The organism is Candidatus Pantoea floridensis (assembly GCF_900215435.1).
Taxonomy (GTDB): Bacteria; Pseudomonadota; Gammaproteobacteria; order Enterobacterales; family Enterobacteriaceae; genus Pantoea; species Pantoea floridensis.
In genome coordinates this window covers 1014661-1032225 of record NZ_OCMY01000001.1, presented here as the reverse complement: position 1 = coordinate 1032225, position 17565 = coordinate 1014661, and the positions used below count along the sequence as shown (strand labels likewise).

15 protein-coding genes, 2 tRNA genes and 3 rRNA genes are annotated in these 17565 nt (G+C 52.3%); 11 read left to right on the top strand and 9 right to left on the bottom strand.

Features of this window, described 5'->3' with window-relative positions:
* Positions 1–11 precede the first annotated feature (11 nt).
* Entirely contained in the window at positions 12–320 is a 309-nt protein-coding gene (locus tag CRO19_RS04960; protein WP_097094860.1) for a c-type cytochrome, read from the top strand.
* 39 nt (positions 321–359) lie between these two features.
* Here the strand turns inward: CRO19_RS04960 and rof are convergent, their stop codons facing one another.
* A complete protein-coding gene (gene rof, locus CRO19_RS04955; protein WP_097094859.1) occupies positions 360–620 on the bottom strand; it encodes a Rho-binding antiterminator in 261 nt (86 codons plus the stop codon).
* Positions 607–807 carry a YaeP family protein gene (locus tag CRO19_RS04950; protein WP_036622231.1) on the bottom strand — a complete coding sequence of 67 codons (201 nt, stop codon included), beginning with the start codon at positions 805–807 and terminating at the stop codon, positions 607–609. Before CRO19_RS04950 ends, rof begins: the two co-directional genes overlap by 14 nt.
* A 215-nt stretch (positions 808–1022) precedes the next feature.
* Between CRO19_RS04950 and arfB the strand changes: the two genes are divergently transcribed.
* Positions 1023–1433, top strand: a complete 411-nt coding sequence (gene arfB / locus CRO19_RS04945; RefSeq protein WP_007893949.1) for an alternative ribosome rescue aminoacyl-tRNA hydrolase ArfB — start codon at positions 1023–1025, stop codon at positions 1431–1433.
* A 30-nt stretch (positions 1434–1463) separates the two neighbouring features.
* Here the strand turns inward: arfB and proS are convergent, their stop codons facing one another.
* The 6 genes from proS to metN all read right to left on the bottom strand — a co-directional run bounded on the left by proS (position 1464) and on the right by metN (position 7036).
* Positions 1464–3182 (bottom strand): proline--tRNA ligase, encoded by a 1719-nt coding sequence (gene proS, locus CRO19_RS04940; RefSeq protein WP_097094858.1) that lies wholly within the window; start codon positions 3180–3182, stop codon positions 1464–1466.
* A gap of 89 nt (positions 3183–3271) precedes the next feature.
* Positions 3272–3979: a tRNA (N6-threonylcarbamoyladenosine(37)-N6)-methyltransferase TrmO gene (tsaA, locus tag CRO19_RS04935; protein ID WP_097094857.1), complete on the bottom strand. Its 708-nt coding sequence runs from the start codon at positions 3977–3979 to the stop codon at positions 3272–3274.
* Positions 3976–4377, bottom strand: coding sequence for an envelope stress sensor lipoprotein RcsF (gene rcsF, locus CRO19_RS04930; RefSeq protein ID WP_097094856.1), 402 nt, complete (start codon positions 4375–4377; stop codon positions 3976–3978). The genes tsaA and rcsF overlap by 4 nt, the downstream gene beginning before the upstream one ends.
* Before the next feature lie 128 nt (positions 4378–4505).
* Positions 4506–5321 carry a MetQ/NlpA family lipoprotein gene (locus tag CRO19_RS04925; RefSeq protein ID WP_097094855.1) on the bottom strand — a complete coding sequence of 272 codons (816 nt, stop codon included), beginning with the start codon at positions 5319–5321 and terminating at the stop codon, positions 4506–4508.
* Positions 5322–5358: 37 nt separating this feature from the next.
* Positions 5359–6012 (bottom strand): methionine ABC transporter permease MetI, encoded by a 654-nt coding sequence (locus CRO19_RS04920; protein ID WP_007893963.1) that lies wholly within the window; start codon positions 6010–6012, stop codon positions 5359–5361.
* Complete coding sequence (gene metN / locus CRO19_RS04915) at positions 6005–7036, bottom strand: methionine ABC transporter ATP-binding protein MetN (RefSeq protein ID WP_097094854.1); 1032 nt, start codon at positions 7034–7036, stop codon at positions 6005–6007. Before metN ends, CRO19_RS04920 begins: the two co-directional genes overlap by 8 nt.
* A 188-nt stretch (positions 7037–7224) precedes the next feature.
* Between metN and gmhB the strand changes: the two genes are divergently transcribed.
* From gmhB to dkgB, 7 genes are all read left to right on the top strand, one after another.
* Positions 7225–7785: a D-glycero-beta-D-manno-heptose 1,7-bisphosphate 7-phosphatase gene (gmhB, locus tag CRO19_RS04910; protein ID WP_097094853.1), complete on the top strand. Its 561-nt coding sequence runs from the start codon at positions 7225–7227 to the stop codon at positions 7783–7785.
* Positions 7786–8193: 408 nt separating this feature from the next.
* Positions 8194–9734 (top strand): 16S ribosomal RNA (locus CRO19_RS04905).
* An 89-nt stretch (positions 9735–9823) separates the two neighbouring features.
* Positions 9824–9898, top strand: a tRNA-Glu gene (locus CRO19_RS04900).
* A 214-nt stretch (positions 9899–10112) separates the two neighbouring features.
* Positions 10113–13018 (top strand): 23S ribosomal RNA (locus CRO19_RS04895).
* A 102-nt stretch (positions 13019–13120) separates the two neighbouring features.
* Positions 13121–13236, top strand: a 5S ribosomal RNA gene (gene rrf, locus CRO19_RS04890).
* The 16S, 23S and 5S rRNA genes sit together here with 2 tRNA genes alongside, the layout of an rRNA operon.
* 102 nt (positions 13237–13338) lie before the next feature.
* Positions 13339–13415: transfer RNA gene (locus tag CRO19_RS04885), tRNA-Asp, on the top strand.
* 168 nt (positions 13416–13583) lie between these two features.
* Positions 13584–14387: a 2,5-didehydrogluconate reductase DkgB gene (dkgB, locus tag CRO19_RS04880; protein ID WP_097094852.1), complete on the top strand. Its 804-nt coding sequence runs from the start codon at positions 13584–13586 to the stop codon at positions 14385–14387.
* Between the two features lie 12 nt (positions 14388–14399).
* Here the strand turns inward: dkgB and yafC are convergent, their stop codons facing one another.
* Complete coding sequence (gene yafC / locus CRO19_RS04875; RefSeq protein WP_097094851.1) at positions 14400–15308, bottom strand: DNA-binding transcriptional regulator YafC; 909 nt, start codon at positions 15306–15308, stop codon at positions 14400–14402.
* Between the two features lie 100 nt (positions 15309–15408).
* Between yafC and CRO19_RS04870 the strand changes: the two genes are divergently transcribed.
* Together CRO19_RS04870 and CRO19_RS04865 are read left to right on the top strand one after the other, a co-directional pair.
* Positions 15409–16587: an MFS transporter gene (locus tag CRO19_RS04870; RefSeq protein ID WP_097094850.1), complete on the top strand. Its 1179-nt coding sequence runs from the start codon at positions 15409–15411 to the stop codon at positions 16585–16587.
* A 148-nt stretch (positions 16588–16735) separates the two neighbouring features.
* Entirely contained in the window at positions 16736–17539 is an 804-nt protein-coding gene (locus CRO19_RS04865) for an endonuclease/exonuclease/phosphatase family protein (protein ID WP_097094849.1), read from the top strand.
* Positions 17540–17565 lie beyond the last annotated feature (26 nt).

The following is a 17565-nucleotide window of genomic DNA, read 5'->3' as shown; positions in this document are numbered from 1 at the left end:
GGAGAGCAATGATGAAGTATTTGATTGCTGCGCTTTTATGCGCTGCGACGCTGCCGGCGTTTGCCGAGGGCGATGTCAATGCTGGTGCGCAAAAAGCGGCAAGCTGTATGGCATGTCACGGCGCGGAGGGCAATAGTGCAGTGCCGCTTTATCCGAACCTGGCGGGGCAACATGCGCCTTATCTGCTGCACTCGCTGCAGGCCTACAAAAAAGGCGAACGCAGCGGCGGCCAGGCGGAAGTAATGAAAGCCTTTGTAGCGGGATTGAGCGATCAGGATATGGAAGATTTGTCGGCGTATTACAGTTCGTTAAAGCCTTAAGCGAGGTGGGCGGGATAGGATTCCCGCCCTGAGAGAGGTTTACTCTTCGCTAACGACGACGGTGCCCAGCTCCGGATGGGTGAAGCTGGCGATGTGGTCGAGCCGCACTTCGCGGGTCTCGCCGGAGAGATCGACGGCAAGGTACTCGACGTTTTTACGTGAGACCATGTCCACGGCTTTCGCCTTGATCTGATCGCCGTTTTTTAACTCCAGCGACAGCGTCCAGTTTTTTTGGCAGGCGAGTTCGAGGTTGTCGTAGTCATCGCAGTTGATGGGTTTGTAGGCTTCATTCGTCAACATAGTCGCTCACCAATAAGTTTGCAGCGGCATACGCTGCTTGTTCCCTGAGAGAAGAGTTTAGCGCAGAATCAGCGGCAATATCATTGAGAGCCTTTAACGCACAACCTATCGCGTCTGGCACATACCCAAGGTCGCCGCTACCAATTTCGGCATACTTCTGGCGAACTAACTCACAATACTTTTGCACATACACCTCCTCAGCAGAGCTTGATACTCTGGATGATAGGCGACTATATCACAGGGAATTCATGGAAATCAGCCCGGTCGTCACGGGAATGATGCAAACAGCAGGACAAAAGTGACACATTGCGCTGGTCTTACGCGCTCTGCATGCGCACAAAAGGTTAAGTTGATGAACAGGTTATTACGCGTCATAGCGTCGAAACAAACGGTAGGTGACAGATGATTGTGCTGTCTCGTTCGGTTTCACTGGCCGATAATGAAGTGGAACTCAGTGCCATCCGGGCACAAGGTGCCGGCGGGCAGCATGTGAATAAAACCTCAACGGCTATTCACTTGCGGTTTGATATTAATGCGTCGTCGCTGCCGCCATTTTACAAAGAGCGGCTGCTGGCGGCGAGTCACCATTTGATCACGGCGGAAGGTGTGGTGATCATCAAAGCGCAGGAGCACCGCAGTCAGGAAATGAATCGCGAAGCGGCCGTGCAGCGGCTGATCAACCTGATTCAGGAGTTAACCACGGTAGAAAAAGTCCGGCGCGCCACGAAACCAACGCACGGCTCTAAAGTGAGGCGACTGGAAGGCAAAACACGGCGCAGTAACGTGAAGGCGATGCGCGGAAAAGTGCAATAAAAAACGCCTCCGTTTGGAGGCGTTTCAGTATTACTTATTGAGCGCTTGCACCAGGAAGTCGACGATGTCGTGCTGCTTAATCATCTGCTTCTCGCTGGCGGTACGCGCCTTGTACTCAATTTCCTGGTTATCGAGATTACGATCGCCAATCACGATAGTGTGCGGTACGCCGATCAGCTCCATATCCGCAAACATCACGCCTGGACGCTCTTTACGGTCATCCAGAATCACGTCGATGCCTTTCGCACGCAGCGTGTTGTACAGCTCTTCTGCCAGCTGTTGCACGCGGAAAGATTTGTGCATGTTCATCGGCAAAATGGCGACTTCGAACGGTGCCAGCGCTGCAGGCCAGATGATGCCGCGCTCATCGTTGTTCTGCTCAATTGCCGCTGCCACCACGCGCGTGATACCGATGCCGTAGCAACCCATGGTCATCACCTGGTTACGGCCATCTTCGCCCTGTACCGCCGCTTTCATCGCTTCCGAGTACTTGGTTCCCAGCTGGAAGATGTGGCCCACCTCAATACCGCGTTTAATCTGCAGCGTGCCTTTACCGTCCGGGCTTGGGTCACCTTCAACCACGTTACGGATATCTTCCACGCGGGGTTCTGGCAGATCGCGACCCCAGTTGATGCCGCTCAAATGCTTGCCATCGATGTTCGCACCGGCGCAGAAGTCGCTGGTTTTCGCCACGGTACGATCGGCAATCACTGGCATGGTCAAACCAACCGGACCGAGTGAACCTGGGCCTGCACCTAATAATGCGCGGATCTCTTCTTCGCTGGCCATTTCCAGCGGTGCTGCCACGATATCCAGCTTTTCAGCTTTGATTTCGTTTAGCTGATGATCGCCGCGCAGCAGCAGGGCAACCAGCGTGTGGCCGCTCTCTTCGGTCGCTTTTACGAACAGCGTTTTAACGGTTTTTTCAATCGGCAGCTGATGTTGCTCAACCAGCTCGGCGATAGTCTTGGCATTTGGCGTATCGAACTGCGTCATCGCCTGGGTTGCCTGCGGACGCTCGCCAGCCGGCGCTAAGGCTTCAGCCTTCTCAATGTTGGCCGCGTAATCAGACTCACTCGAGAAGATCACATCGTCTTCACCGCTCAACGCCAGGACCTGGAACTCGTGCGATGCGCTACCGCCGATCGAACCGGTATCCGCCTGTACCGCGCGGAAATCCAGACCCATACGGCTAAAGCTCTGGCTATAGGCGCGGTACATCGCGTCGTAGGTTTCCTGCAGCGATTCCTGCGTAGTGTGGAACGAGTAAGCATCTTTCATGATGAACTCACGTGAACGCATCACACCAAAACGCGGGCGCACTTCATCACGGAATTTGGTCTGGATCTGATACAGGTTAAGCGGTAACTGCTTATAAGAGCTCAGCTCGTTGCGGATCAGATCGGTTACGACTTCTTCATGGGTTGGACCCAATACGAAAGGACGCTCATGGCGATCTTTAATGCGCAGCAGTTCCGGGCCGTACTGCTCCCAGCGGCCACTCTCTTCCCACAAATCGGCAGGCTGAACCACCGGCATGGAGATCTCAATCGCACCGGCGTTATTCATCTCTTCACGCACGATATTTTCAACTTTTCGCAATACGCGAATACCGGTTGGCAGCCAGGTATAGAGACCGGAAGCCAGTTTGCGGATCATGCCGGCGCGCAGCATCAGCTGGTGGCTGATCACTTCTGCATCGGAAGGTGTCTCCTTCAGAGTGGAGAGCAGATATTGAGTAGTACGCATTGATTACGATTCCAGTTATACGGAAGGAAACTGACAAAATTTTTCTGGCGGCTAGTGTACCAGTGAGATCAATCACTCAAAAGCGCGTTTTAGCGTGGATCGAGGGCGATCACCTCGGTTCCTGCCTCATCAATGCGCCAGCGCACGTTAAAGTCGAGTAGCCATGCGGCATATTCACGATCCTGCGTTTCACCTTTACGGTAGGCGGGACGTGGATCCTGCGCCAGTACGTCGGTGATAAAACGTGCCAGCTGTGGGTATGTTTTCAGGTGCTTCTCAAGCTGGCTCTGCGCCAGCGGCGAAAAGCGTACCGGCATAGTGGCATCCGGAGCGGCCTGGGCAAAACCGGCGCGCGCATCAGGTAGCGCTTCGGCAAAGGGCAGGTAGGGTTTGATGTCCACCACCGGCGTACCATCGACTAAGTCGAGGCTGCCAAGCCGTAAAATGACCTGCTGCTTCTCGCAGCGAATGCCTTTTAGCTCAACCAGCGACATGCCAATAGGATTAGGGCGGAAGGTCGAGCGGGTGGCGAACACGCCCATGCGCGCATTGCCGCCGAGACGCGGTGGGCGCACCGTCGGACGCCAGCCACCTTCCATGGTTTGATGAAAGATAAACAGAATCCACAGATGGCTGAAATCTTCCAGCCCACGTAACGCTTCCGGCTGATTGTAAGGCGGTAAGAGATGCAACTCGCCGCCGCCATCCTGCACCAGACCGGGCTGGCGCGGGACGGCAAACTTCTCTTTCCACGGTGAACGAATCACGCCGATTTGCGCGCAGGCAAACTCACTCATTGATTCGAGACTTTCAGTGCGGAACCCTGGCAAATGGCCTGGCGATAACAGCCGGGCGTACTCGAGACAATTTCACATTTATGCAGCAGCACGGCGTTAGCTTTCATGCCAGCCGCTTTGATCTGCAGACGCTTACGTGCGGTGTTAATGTTCGGGGGGGAATCCTGGTTGCTGCTTTGGCAATCTTCGCCAGAAACTTCACCTAAATCGCGGAACGGGTTGCTAACCAGGTCGGTCGCATCGGTGTAGATCTTCACCGGTGCGGGACGTGCCGCAGGCTTGCGTTCTGGTTGGTTGGATGCCTGTTGCGGTCGAGATGGAGCACTGCTTATCGGGTGATATTCACGCACACACCCAGTTAGCATCAATGCCAACAAGCAGAGCGGTAAAAAACGCATGGCAACATCCTCAAGTAATAAAAAGTGGCGTTATTGAAACAAGGACGACAATAAATAACAAGTCAGGTGCAATTTATGGCAAAAGAAAGGGCGGCCGAAGCCGCCCTGCAAGGCATTAAAGGTGAAAATTACCAGCCTTTCACGGCACCACCGTTGAAGATCTTGTTGGCCGCTTCAGACACTTCGTCTGACTGGTAGGCCTGAACAAACTTCTTCACGTTCTCAGCGTCTTTGTTGTCTTCACGGCTCACAATCAGGTTCACATAAGGTGAATCTTTGTCTTCCACGAAGATGCCATCTTTGGCTGGCGTCAGGCCAATCTGGCTGGCGTAAGTGGTGTTGATCACCGCCAGTGCAATCTGCTGATCGTCCAGTGAACGTGGCAACTGCGGCGCTTCCAGCTCAACAATCTTCAGGTTTTTCGGGTTTTCTGTGATATCCAGAGAGGTTGGCAGCAGACCAACGCCATCTTTCAATTTAATCAGGCCTACTTTTTGCAGCAGCAGCAGGGAGCGGCCAAGGTTAGTCGGATCGTTCGGGATAGCGACCTGAGAACCATTCTGCAACTCATCCAGCGATTTGATTTTCTTGGAATAACCTGCAATTGGGTAAACGAAGGTGTTGGCAACAACGGCCAGCTTGTAGCCACGGTCTTTGATCTGTTGATCCAGATACGGCTTATGCTGGAAGGCGTTCACGTCGATATCACCCTTGCTCAGCGCTTCATTCGGCAGCACGTAATCGTTAAAGGTCACCAGCTCAACATCGAGGCCATATTTCTCTTTAGCGACTTTCACTGCAGTTTCAGCAACCTGCTGCTCAGCACCGACGATTACACCCACTTTGATATGGTTTGGATCTTTTGCTTTCTGATCGCATCCTGCCAGCGCAATCACGCCAATCAGAGCGCCCACAGCGGCAATCTTTTTAAATGTAAAAGACATATCCCTTCCTTAATAGAGGACTATTGATGTTGCTTGCTTACTTATGGGACACAGCACGCACGATGCGGTCGCCACAGAATTGGATTAAATACACCAGAACGACCAGTAGGATCAGTACGGTGTTCATGACGGTGGCGTTATAGCCGATGTAACCATATTGATAGCCAATCTGGCCCAGACCGCCAGCACCCACTGCGCCACCCATTGCAGAGTAGCCGACCAGCGTAATCAGCGTAATTGTAGCGGCATTCACCAGACCCGGCAGGGCTTCTGGCAGCAGGACTTTACGCACAATCTGCAGCGGCGTTGCGCCCATGGCGCGCGAGGCTTCAATCAAACCGGTTGGCAGCTCCAGCAGTGCGTTCTCGACCATACGTGCAATAAATGGCGCGGCCCCCACGGTCAGCGGCACGATGGCGGCTTGCAAACCAATGGACGTGCCGACGATGGCGCGCGTGAAGGGAATCATCCACACCAATAAGATAATGAATGGGATCGAACGGAAGATATTCACCAGCGCTGACAGCACGCGATAAAGCGCATTGTTGGCCAGAATCTGACCCGGACGCGTCACATACAGCAGCACGCCAACTGGAAGACCGAGGACAAAACCAAAGAAACCGGAGACAAAGGTCATCATCAGCGTTTCCCAGACGCCGCGCGTCAGTAACCACATCATCGCTTCAGACATAACCCAACACCTCTACTTTCACATGATTTTCTTTCAGCCAGGCAATTGCGGCTTGTGTATCTGTTTCACTGCCATCCATTTCGGCCAACATGATGCCGAACTTCACGCCACCGGCGTAATCCATCTGCGCACTGATAATGTTGTTGTTAACGTTAAAGCGGCGTGCCGCTTCGGAGAGCAGCGGGGCATCAACCGATTTACCGGTGAATTCCAGACGCAGCAACGGCACACTCTCGGCTGTTGCCTGTGGCACCATGCGTTGCTGGTAGTCGTCGGGAATATCAAGATGCAAAGTAGATTGAATAAATTGCTGCGCCAGCGGTGTTTTTGGATGTGAGAACACTTCGCTAACGCTGTCTTTCTCGATCAGCTCACCATTGCTGATTACCGCAACCTGATCGCAGATACGCTTCACCACATCCATTTCGTGAGTGATCAATAGAATGGTAATACCGAGACGGCGATTAATGTCTTTCAGCAGCTCCAGAATGGAACGTGTCGTAGCGGGATCCAATGCACTGGTGGCTTCATCGCACAGTAAAACCTTGGGATTACTTGCCAGCGCTCGGGCAATAGCCACACGCTGTTTTTGTCCGCCAGAGAGATTTGCCGGCCAGCTATCGTGCTTGTCGGATAAGCCCACCAGTTCGAGCAGCTCGGTGACGCGCTTTTTAATTTGCTCGCGCGAAAGATTACCTAGCTCCAGGGGCAGTGCCACATTGCCGGAAACGGTACGTGAGTTCATCAGATTAAAGTGCTGGAAGATCATGCCAATCTGACGGCGCGCCAGTGTCAACTGACCTGATGAAAGTGTGGTTAGCTCTTGATCATCAACCAGAACACGACCAGAGGTTGGACGCTCCAGCAAATTGACGCAGCGAATAAGGGTACTTTTACCGGCACCGGATGAACCGATGACGCCGTAAATCTGCCCAGCAGGCACGTGCAGGCTGACATTTGACAGCGCCTGAATAGTGCGTGAGCCCTGCTGGAACACTTTGGTTATATTCTCAAGTTTAATCATTAGGTTATTTATTATCGTGTTGCATGGTCCGTGGTGTGTCAGGATTCACTCAGCCGGGCTGAACGAAATTTGGATGGATGTTAAGGCATCCAGACGGCTAAATCAATCGTAGTCATTCAATCTGCCATTCTCTCGCTGCACGCAATCATGCGATACTTAGCAGCTCTATTTGCAGCAGGAGTTTCTACGTGGCGAACAAAGTCCCGGCTATTTTCCTTGATCGTGATGGCACCTTGAATGTCGATCACGGCTATGTCCATGAAATCGATAATTTTGAATTTATTGATGGCACCATCGAAGCGCTGCAGGCGCTGAAGAAGATGGGCTATGCGCTGGTGTTGGTGACGAATCAGTCGGGCATTGCGCGTGGCATGTTTACTGAAGATCAGTTTATGCAGCTTACCGAATGGATGGATTGGTCGCTGGCCGATCGTGATGTTGATTTGGATGGCATCTATTTCTGCCCGCATTTACCTGATGCTCCGGTAGAAGCCTATCGCCAAAACTGTGATTGCCGTAAACCGCAGCCGGGTATGTTGCTCTCCGCACAGCAGCATCTGGATATCGATATGGCTGCTTCTTATATGGTAGGCGACAAAATAGAAGATATGCAGGCGGCGCAAGCGGCAGGCGTGGGTACTAAAGTGCTGGTGCGTAGCGGTAAGCCGGTAACGGCAGAAGGCGAAGCTGCAGCAGATTGGGTTATTAATAGCCTGGCAGAGCTGCCTGCGCGCATCAAAAAGGCCTAAAAGCGGGCTCTTTGTGCAAATTTCAAGCGAACGGCAAAAAAGTTGAAATTTGCACTTGTCAGCTCCGAATAACTCCCTATAATGCGCCACCACTGAGACGGCAAAGCGGCAACGCAGGCGGCTCAGCAGGGAGTGAAGAAATTCATCCCGCCGGATGAAAACGCTGAAAAAAGTGTTTGACTCTGAAGAGGGAAAGCGTAATATACGCCACCTCGCGACAGGCGGTTAACCCGCTGCTCGCAACGCTCTTTAACAATTTATCAGACAATCTGTGTGGGCACTCGCAGGATTGATATCAGCGTCTCCGGACGTAAAAAAATATCAAGTCTCACGAGTGAACACATAATGAAATTCATTATGACGTTTTACAGATGAGCACCGCTTAACTTGTTTAAGCAAATCAAACTTAAATTGAAGAGTTTGATCATGGCTCAGATTGAACGCTGGCGGCAGGCCTAACACATGCAAGTCGAACGGTAGCACAGAGAGCTTGCTCTCGGGTGACGAGTGGCGGACGGGTGAGTAATGTCTGGGAAACTGCCCGATGGAGGGGGATAACTACTGGAAACGGTAGCTAATACCGCATAACGTCGCAAGACCAAAGTGGGGGACCTTCGGGCCTCACACCATCGGATGTGCCCAGATGGGATTAGCTAGTAGGTGGGGTAATGGCTCACCTAGGCGACGATCCCTAGCTGGTCTGAGAGGATGACCAGCCACACTGGAACTGAGACACGGTCCAGACTCCTACGGGAGGCAGCAGTGGGGAATATTGCACAATGGGCGCAAGCCTGATGCAGCCATGCCGCGTGTATGAAGAAGGCCTTCGGGTTGTAAAGTACTTTCAGCGGGGAGGAAGGCGGTGAGGTTAATAACCTCACCGATTGACGTTACCCGCAGAAGAAGCACCGGCTAACTCCGTGCCAGCAGCCGCGGTAATACGGAGGGTGCAAGCGTTAATCGGAATTACTGGGCGTAAAGCGCACGCAGGCGGTCTGTCAAGTCGGATGTGAAATCCCCGGGCTTAACCTGGGAACTGCATTCGAAACTGGCAGGCTAGAGTCTTGTAGAGGGGGGTAGAATTCCAGGTGTAGCGGTGAAATGCGTAGAGATCTGGAGGAATACCGGTGGCGAAGGCGGCCCCCTGGACAAAGACTGACGCTCAGGTGCGAAAGCGTGGGGAGCAAACAGGATTAGATACCCTGGTAGTCCACGCCGTAAACGATGTCGACTTGGAGGTTGTTCCCTTGAGGAGTGGCTTCCGGAGCTAACGCGTTAAGTCGACCGCCTGGGGAGTACGGCCGCAAGGTTAAAACTCAAATGAATTGACGGGGGCCCGCACAAGCGGTGGAGCATGTGGTTTAATTCGATGCAACGCGAAGAACCTTACCTACTCTTGACATCCAGCGAACTTAGCAGAGATGCTTTGGTGCCTTCGGGAACGCTGAGACAGGTGCTGCATGGCTGTCGTCAGCTCGTGTTGTGAAATGTTGGGTTAAGTCCCGCAACGAGCGCAACCCTTATCCTTTGTTGCCAGCGGGTAATGCCGGGAACTCAAAGGAGACTGCCAGTGATAAACTGGAGGAAGGTGGGGATGACGTCAAGTCATCATGGCCCTTACGAGTAGGGCTACACACGTGCTACAATGGCGCATACAAAGAGAAGCGACCTCGCGAGAGCAAGCGGACCTCATAAAGTGCGTCGTAGTCCGGATCGGAGTCTGCAACTCGACTCCGTGAAGTCGGAATCGCTAGTAATCGTAGATCAGAATGCTACGGTGAATACGTTCCCGGGCCTTGTACACACCGCCCGTCACACCATGGGAGTGGGTTGCAAAAGAAGTAGGTAGCTTAACCTTCGGGAGGGCGCTTACCACTTTGTGATTCATGACTGGGGTGAAGTCGTAACAAGGTAACCGTAGGGGAACCTGCGGTTGGATCACCTCCTTACCTGAAGATACCTTCCCGCGCAGTGCTCACACAGATTGTCTGATAGAAAAGTAATGAGCAAGACGGCTGCGAAGTCGTGACACTATCGTGTCCCCTTCGTCTAGCGGTTAGGACTCCGCCCTTTCACGGCGGCAACAGGGGTTCGAATCCCCTAGGGGACGCCACTTGCTTGGTGACAGGTGAAAGGTGTCTCCACGACGTATCTCAAAACTGACGTAACCGTCATGTTTGAGATACTGCTCTTTAACAATCCGGAACAAGCTGAAAATTGAAACGACGTGTTGGTTCATTTCTCCGTAATAAGAAATGAATAACAACATGTTCGAGTCTCTCAAATGCTTACAGTCTGCAGCGTTGCAAAACGCCTGTGGGTTGTGAGGTTAAGCGACTAAGCGTACACGGTGGATGCCCTGGCAGTCAGAGGCGATGAAGGACGTGCTAATCTGCGTAAAGCGTCGGTAAGGTGATATGAACCGCTACAGCCGACGATGTCCGAATGGGGAAACCCGGTGCACTCAGTGCATCATCGCAACATGAATACATAGTGTTGCGAGGCGAACCCGGGGAACTGAAACATCTAAGTACCCGGAGGAAAAGAAATCAACCGAGATTCCCCCAGTAGCGGCGAGCGAACGGGGAGCAGCCCAGAACCTGAATCAGTTTGTGCATTAGTGGAAGCGTCTGGAAAGTCGCACGACACCGGGTGATAGTCCCGTACACGAAAGTGCACAGGTTGTGAGTTCGAAGAGTAGGGCGGGACACGTGGTATCCTGTCTGAATATGGGGGGACCATCCTCCAAGGCTAAATACTCCTGACTGACCGATAGTGAACCAGTACCGTGAGGGAAAGGCGAAAAGAACCCCGGCGAGGGGAGTGAAACAGAACCTGAAACCGTGTACGTACAAGCAGTGGGAGCCTCTTTATGGGGTGACTGCGTACCTTTTGTATAATGGGTCAGCGACTTATATTCTGTAGCAAGGTTAACCGTATAGGGGAGCCGCAGGGAAACCGAGTCTTAACTGGGCGTTAAGTTGCAGGGTATAGACCCGAAACCCGGTGATCTAGCCATGGGCAGGTTGAAGGTTGGGTAACACTAACTGGAGGACCGAACCGACTAATGTTGAAAAATTAGCGGATGACTTGTGGCTGGGGGTGAAAGGCCAATCAAACCGGGAGATAGCTGGTTCTCCCCGAAAGCTATTTAGGTAGCGCCTCGTGAACTCATCCTCGGGGGTAGAGCACTGTTTCGGCTAGGGGGCCATCCCGGCTTACCAACCCGATGCAAACTGCGAATACCGAGGAATGTTATCACGGGAGACACACGGCGGGTGCTAACGTCCGTCGTGAAGAGGGAAACAACCCAGACCGCCAGCTAAGGTCCCAAAGTCATGGTTAAGTGGGAAACGATGTGGGAAGGCACAGACAGCCAGGATGTTGGCTTAGAAGCAGCCATCATTTAAAGAAAGCGTAATAGCTCACTGGTCGAGTCGGCCTGCGCGGAAGATGTAACGGGGCTAAACCATGCACCGAAGCTGCGGCAGCGACGCGTATGCGTTGTTGGGTAGGGGAGCGTTCTGTAAGCCGTTGAAGGTGGCCTGTGAGGGTTGCTGGAGGTATCAGAAGTGCGAATGCTGACATAAGTAACGATAAAGCGGGTGAAAAGCCCGCTCGCCGGAAGACCAAGGGTTCCTGTTCAACGTTAATCGGAGCAGGGTGAGTCGACCCCTAAGGCGAGGCTGAAAAGCGTAGTCGATGGGAAGCAGGTTAATATTCCTGCACTTGGTGTTACTGCGAAGGGGGGACGGAGAAGGCTAGGTTATCCGGGCGACGGTTGTCCCGGTTTAAGCGTGTAGGCTGACACCTTTGGTAAATCCGGGGTGTCTTAAGGCTGAGGCGTGACGACGAGCCACCACGGTGGTGAAGTAACTGATGCCCTGCTTCCAGGAAAAGCCTCTAAGCTCCAGGTAACACGAAATCGTACCCCAAACCGACACAGGTGGTCAGGTAGAGAATACCAAGGCGCTTGAGAGAACTCGGGTGAAGGAACTAGGCAAAATGGTGCCGTAACTTCGGGAGAAGGCACGCTGGCGCGTAGGTGAAGGGACTTGCTCCCGGAGCTGAAGCCAGTCGAAGATACCAGCTGGCTGCAACTGTTTATTAAAAACACAGCACTGTGCAAACACGAAAGTGGACGTATACGGTGTGACGCCTGCCCGGTGCCGGAAGGTTAATTGATGGGGTTATCCGTAAGGAGAAGCTCTTGATCGAAGCCCCGGTAAACGGCGGCCGTAACTATAACGGTCCTAAGGTAGCGAAATTCCTTGTCGGGTAAGTTCCGACCTGCACGAATGGCGTAATGATGGCCAGGCTGTCTCCACCCGAGACTCAGTGAAATTGAAATCGCTGTGAAGATGCAGTGTACCCGCGGCAAGACGGAAAGACCCCGTGAACCTTTACTATAGCTTGACACTGAACATTGAGCCTTGATGTGTAGGATAGGTGGGAGGCTTTGAAGCGTGGACGCCAGTCTGCGTGGAGCCAACCTTGAAATACCACCCTTTAATGTTTGATGTTCTAACGTAGGCCCGTAATCCGGGCTGCGGACAGTGTCTGGTGGGTAGTTTGACTGGGGCGGTCTCCTCCCAAAGAGTAACGGAGGAGCACGAAGGTTGGCTAATCCTGGTCGGACATCAGGAGGTTAGTGCAATGGCATAAGCCAGCTTGACTGCGAGAGTGACGGCTCGAGCAGGTGCGAAAGCAGGTCATAGTGATCCGGTGGTTCTGAATGGAAGGGCCATCGCTCAACGGATAAAAGGTACTCCGGGGATAACAGGCTGATACCGCCCAAGAGTTCATATCGACGGCGGTGTTTGGCACCTCGATGTCGGCTCATCACATCCTGGGGCTGAAGTAGGTCCCAAGGGTACGGCTGTTCGCCGTTTAAAGTGGTACGCGAGCTGGGTTTAGAACGTCGTGAGACAGTTCGGTCCCTATCTGCCGTGGGCGCTGGAGAATTGAGGGGGGTTGCTCCTAGTACGAGAGGACCGGAGTGAACGCACCACTGGTGTTCGGGTTGTCATGCCAATGGCACTGCCCGGTAGCTAAGTGCGGAAAAGATAAGTGCTGAAAGCATCTAAGCACGAAACTTGCCCCGAGATGAGTTCTCCCTGACTCCTTGAGAGTCCTGAAGGGACGTTGAAGACTACGACGTTGATAGGCCGGGTGTGTAAGCGCAGCGATGCGTTGAGCTAACCGGTACTAATGACCCGTGAGGCTTAACCTTACAACGCCAGAGGCGTTTTGGTGTGAGAGACCAGAGATTTTCAGCTTGTTTATGGATTGGTTTGCGGTGCCTGACAGGGCTTCGTGAACGAAACAGAATTTGCCTGGCGGCTTTAGCGCGGTGGTCCCACCTGACCCCATGCCGAACTCAGAAGTGAAACGCCGTAGCGCCGATGGTAGTGTGGGGCCTCCCCATGCGAGAGTAGGGAACTGCCAGGCATCAATTTAAGACCCGTTATCGGGTCGTGACCTTCCCGGTGACGCGGAAAGGGTGAAACACCTGAAATCAGAACGATTTTCTGATATCAGTACAGAATCGGTGGAGCGGTAGTTCAGTTGGTTAGAATACCTGCCTGTCACGCAGGGGGTCGCGGGTTCGAGCCCCGTCCGTTCCGCCACTTAATTGATAAGCCCTGACTGCAAAGTCAGGGCTTTTTCATGTTTATAATTCAGCCGTTATTGTTGATTGTTAATCAATATTCTTCTGCTTATAAGCGGATTTTTCAGCAACAATAAACCTGCCAGAATGTTCTCATCGAAGCACAACACAATCCGATGAGGAAATCATGACAATCCCCGCTTTTGGTTTAGGTACTTTCCGTCTGCAAGACGATGTTGTAATCCATTCAGTTAAGACCGCGCTTGAGCTTGGTTACCGCACGGTTGATACCGCTCAAATCTATGAAAATGAAGCAGCTGTGGGTCAGGCGATCGAAGAAAGCCGCATAGATCGTAATGAACTGTTTATTACGACTAAGATTTGGATAGAAAATCTCTCTGCAGATAAGTTAATCCCGAGTTTAAAACAGAGCCTAACAAAGCTGCGTACCGAATATGTCGATCTTACATTGATTCATTGGCCCTCGCCTGGCTCGGCAGTTTCGGTAAAAGAGAGCATGCTGGCATTGATGGCCGCAAAAGAAGCGGGACTGACGCGTCAGATTGGTATTTCGAATTTCCCCATTGCCTTGATGAAAGAGGCTATTGAAGCCGTTGGTGTAGAAAACATTGCCACTAACCAAATTGAATTGCATCCCTTCCTACAGAATCGTCAGGTGGTCGACTTTGCTAAACAGCAAGGTCTGCATATCACTTCCTATATGACGCTGGCTTATGGTGAGGCGCTGAAGGATGACGTGATTAATGCAATTGCAGAAAAGCATCAAGCCACTCCGGCTCAAGTGGTTTTGGCCTGGGCGATGAAGTTAGGTTATGCGGTGATCCCGTCATCCACTAAGCGTGAAAATCTGGCCAGCAATATGGCTGCGACGGATCTAACGCTGGATCAAGAAGACATGGCAAGTATTGCAGCGCTGGATCGCCAGCAGCGATTAGTTAGCCCGGAAGGTCTGGCACCAGACTGGGATTAATCTCCTCGGTATTCAGCCCTGCACTCGCCAGGGCTGATCTTTTACCCATTCACTGAGAAAATCGATAAAAGCGCGTACGCGCTGGCTTACCCCTAAGTCACTGTAATATACCGCATTAAAAGGCATCTCTACTGCCACTCGCTGCTCAGCTAATAATTCGATAAAAGTGCCATCTGCTATTTCACTGTCCACCATAAAATCCGATAAACAGGCAATGCCTTGAGCGTCTAAACACAATTGCTTGAGCGTCTCACCACTGTTAGATGATATTCCAGCAACGATATCGTAAAGCACGCCGCTTTCGTCGGCCACGGGCCAGCGATTTAAGCGTGGTGTTTCAACGAAGCCAAGACATTCATGATGTGCCAAATCAGCAACGGATGTTGGAACGCCATACGTTGCCAGATAAGCCGGCGTAGCCACTAATTTACGATAGCTCGTAAAAAGCCAACGAGCACGTAGCGTGGAGTCCACCAGGTTTCCTGCACGAATCGCAACGTCAACTTTGCGTTCAATAAGATTGATAAAACTCTCAGAGGAAATCAGCGAAAGCGTGACATCTGGATAACGTTCGCGAAAGGGCTTGATCATAGGCAGTAGAAGATGAAGAACCACAGGCGTAGCGGCATCAATGCGCAGTATGCCCCGCGGAGCCATCTGACGCTCTAACAATTCACTCTCGGCCGTAGACATCTCCTGCATTAACTTTTGCACGCGACGAAAGTAGTGTTCGCCTTCGTGGGTTAACGCTAGCTGACGAGTCGTACGAGTCAATAGGGCAACACCCAGTTTGTTTTCTAGCTTTTTTACAGTACGGCTCACAGCAGAGTTGGCCATGTGCAACTGTTCCGCAGCACGACTGAAACTACCGCTCTCAACCACGGCAATGAATACCTTCAGCTCTTCTGATGATGCTTTCATTATTCCCTCATGGGCAAAAGTCTATTCTCATTTTGCATCTTTTTGTCATTAAAGCATGAAGTGATACTAACGCCCATCAAAACCTCAATGGGAGTCAATCATGCCACTTGCACTTTGGGCGCTTACTATCAGTGCCTATGCGATCGGAACCACCGAGTTCGTTATTGTTGGACTCATTCCGACCATCGCTGAACAGCTCAGTATTACGCTACCTTCGGCGGGAATGCTGGTATCCATTTATGCATTGGGTGTGGCCGTTGGTGCCCCAGTGCTCACGGCTTTAACCGGTAAATTAGCGCGTAAGCAATTATTGATGGGGCTGATGGTACTCTTCACCGTCGGTAATCTGGTTGCCTGGCTGGCACCCAATTATGAAACGCTGGTGATTGCGCGCTTGCTCACAGGACTTGCGCATGGCGTTTTCTTCTCAGTCGGTTCGACGATTGCAACGAGTCTGGTGAGTAAAGAGAAGGCTGCGAGCGCCATCGCGATTATGTTTGGTGGTTTAACGGTAGCGCTGGTGACCGGTGTTCCATTGGGAACATTGATTGGGCAACATTTCGGCTGGCGTGAAAGCTTCCTCGCCGTATCGTTACTGGGCGTTATTGCTCTGGTAGCAAGCCAGGTGCTCATTCCGCGCAATATTGCTCAACCACCTTCTACTACGCTAGCACAGCAGGCGAGGGTAATGGTTAATCCTCGTTTGTTGCTGATCTATGCAATTACAGCTCTCGGTTATGGTGGCGTATTCACCGCTTTTACTTTCCTTGCGCCGATGATGCAGTCGCTGGCAGGTTATTCACCTACTGCGGTGAGCATGATTCTGTTGGGATACGGCATTTCTGTTGCCATAGGCAATATATGGGGCGGTAAACTGGCCGATCGTCGCGGTGCAATTCCCGCACTGACACTGATCTTTATGGCACTGGCCATTTTACTGATGGTGTTCCAGTTCACCGCGAGTATGCACATCATGTCACTGGTAACCGTATTGCTCATGGGAATCTTTGCCTTTGCCAACGTGCCTGGTCTGCAGGTGTATGTGGTGCAGAAAGCAGAACACTATGCGCCAGGTGCGGTTGATGTCGCTTCAGGTTTAAATATTGCGGCCTTCAACATCGGTATTGCTCTGGGATCCACTGTAGGGGGCTATATCGTTGAGCACTATGGTCTGGCGCAAACACCATGGGTAGGCGCAGTGATTGTGCTGGGCGCATTATTGCTGGTGCGACTGAGTGGCCAGCTCGATAAACCGAAGAGTGCGATAGCAATGGAATAATCTACACAATAGCCTGCCAACCGGCAGGCTATTGCATGGGTATGCTGTGAGGTGAATTCCGACAATTACCAACACCAATTGAAACCCCGCACTAAAATCCCTATAACAGTCAGGTGAAGTAGTAGTCGTAAATCAGCCAGGCGGGAAAGTGCGGAAAAAAACTTATTCAATGCGTTATGTAGCGGGTCAGCCAGCTGAGCGAATCTTTCCGCCAGGGGCAATGCTGCATCTTGGACAGGCACTGCCGCCTGGCGCGCCCCTGCCAGCGGATCCCACTTTGCGGGTTTTAGTCTGGAATATCTTTAAACAGCAGCGTGCCGATTGGATGTCAGTCCTGCAAGGCTTCGGCAAGCATGCCCATCTGGTATTGCTGCAGGAAGCACAGGCAACCCCTGAGCTGGTCAAATTCGCCACCAGCAACTATCTCGCGGCCGATCAGGTGCCTGCCTTTGTCTTACCGCAACATCCTTCTGGCGTCATGACGTTGGCTTCTGCGCATCCTGTGTATTGCTGTCCTCTACGTGAGCGCGAACCGCTGCTGCGCCTTGCCAAATCGGCGCTCGTTACGGCGTACCCATTACCCACCGGTGAAATGCTGATGGTAGTAAATATCCACGCGGTGAATTTTAGCCTGGGTGTCGATGTCTACAGCAAACAGCTGGGGCCGATTGGCGAACAGATTCAGCATCATCGCGGGCCGGTAATTATGGCAGGCGATTTCAATGCCTGGAGCCGCCAGCGTATGAATGCGTTATATCGCTTTGCGCGGGAGATGTCGCTTCGTGAAGTTAATTTCACTGACGACCACCGCCGGAAAGCCTTTGGCCGACCGCTAGATTTCGTTTTCTATCGTGATATGAAGGTGAGTGACGCTTCTGTACTGGTAACACGAGCTTCCGATCACAACCCGTTGCTGGTTGAATTCAATTCTCTCTATGGCATTGAGCGTTAACTAAAGGCGCTCAGGCTCCCACTCTG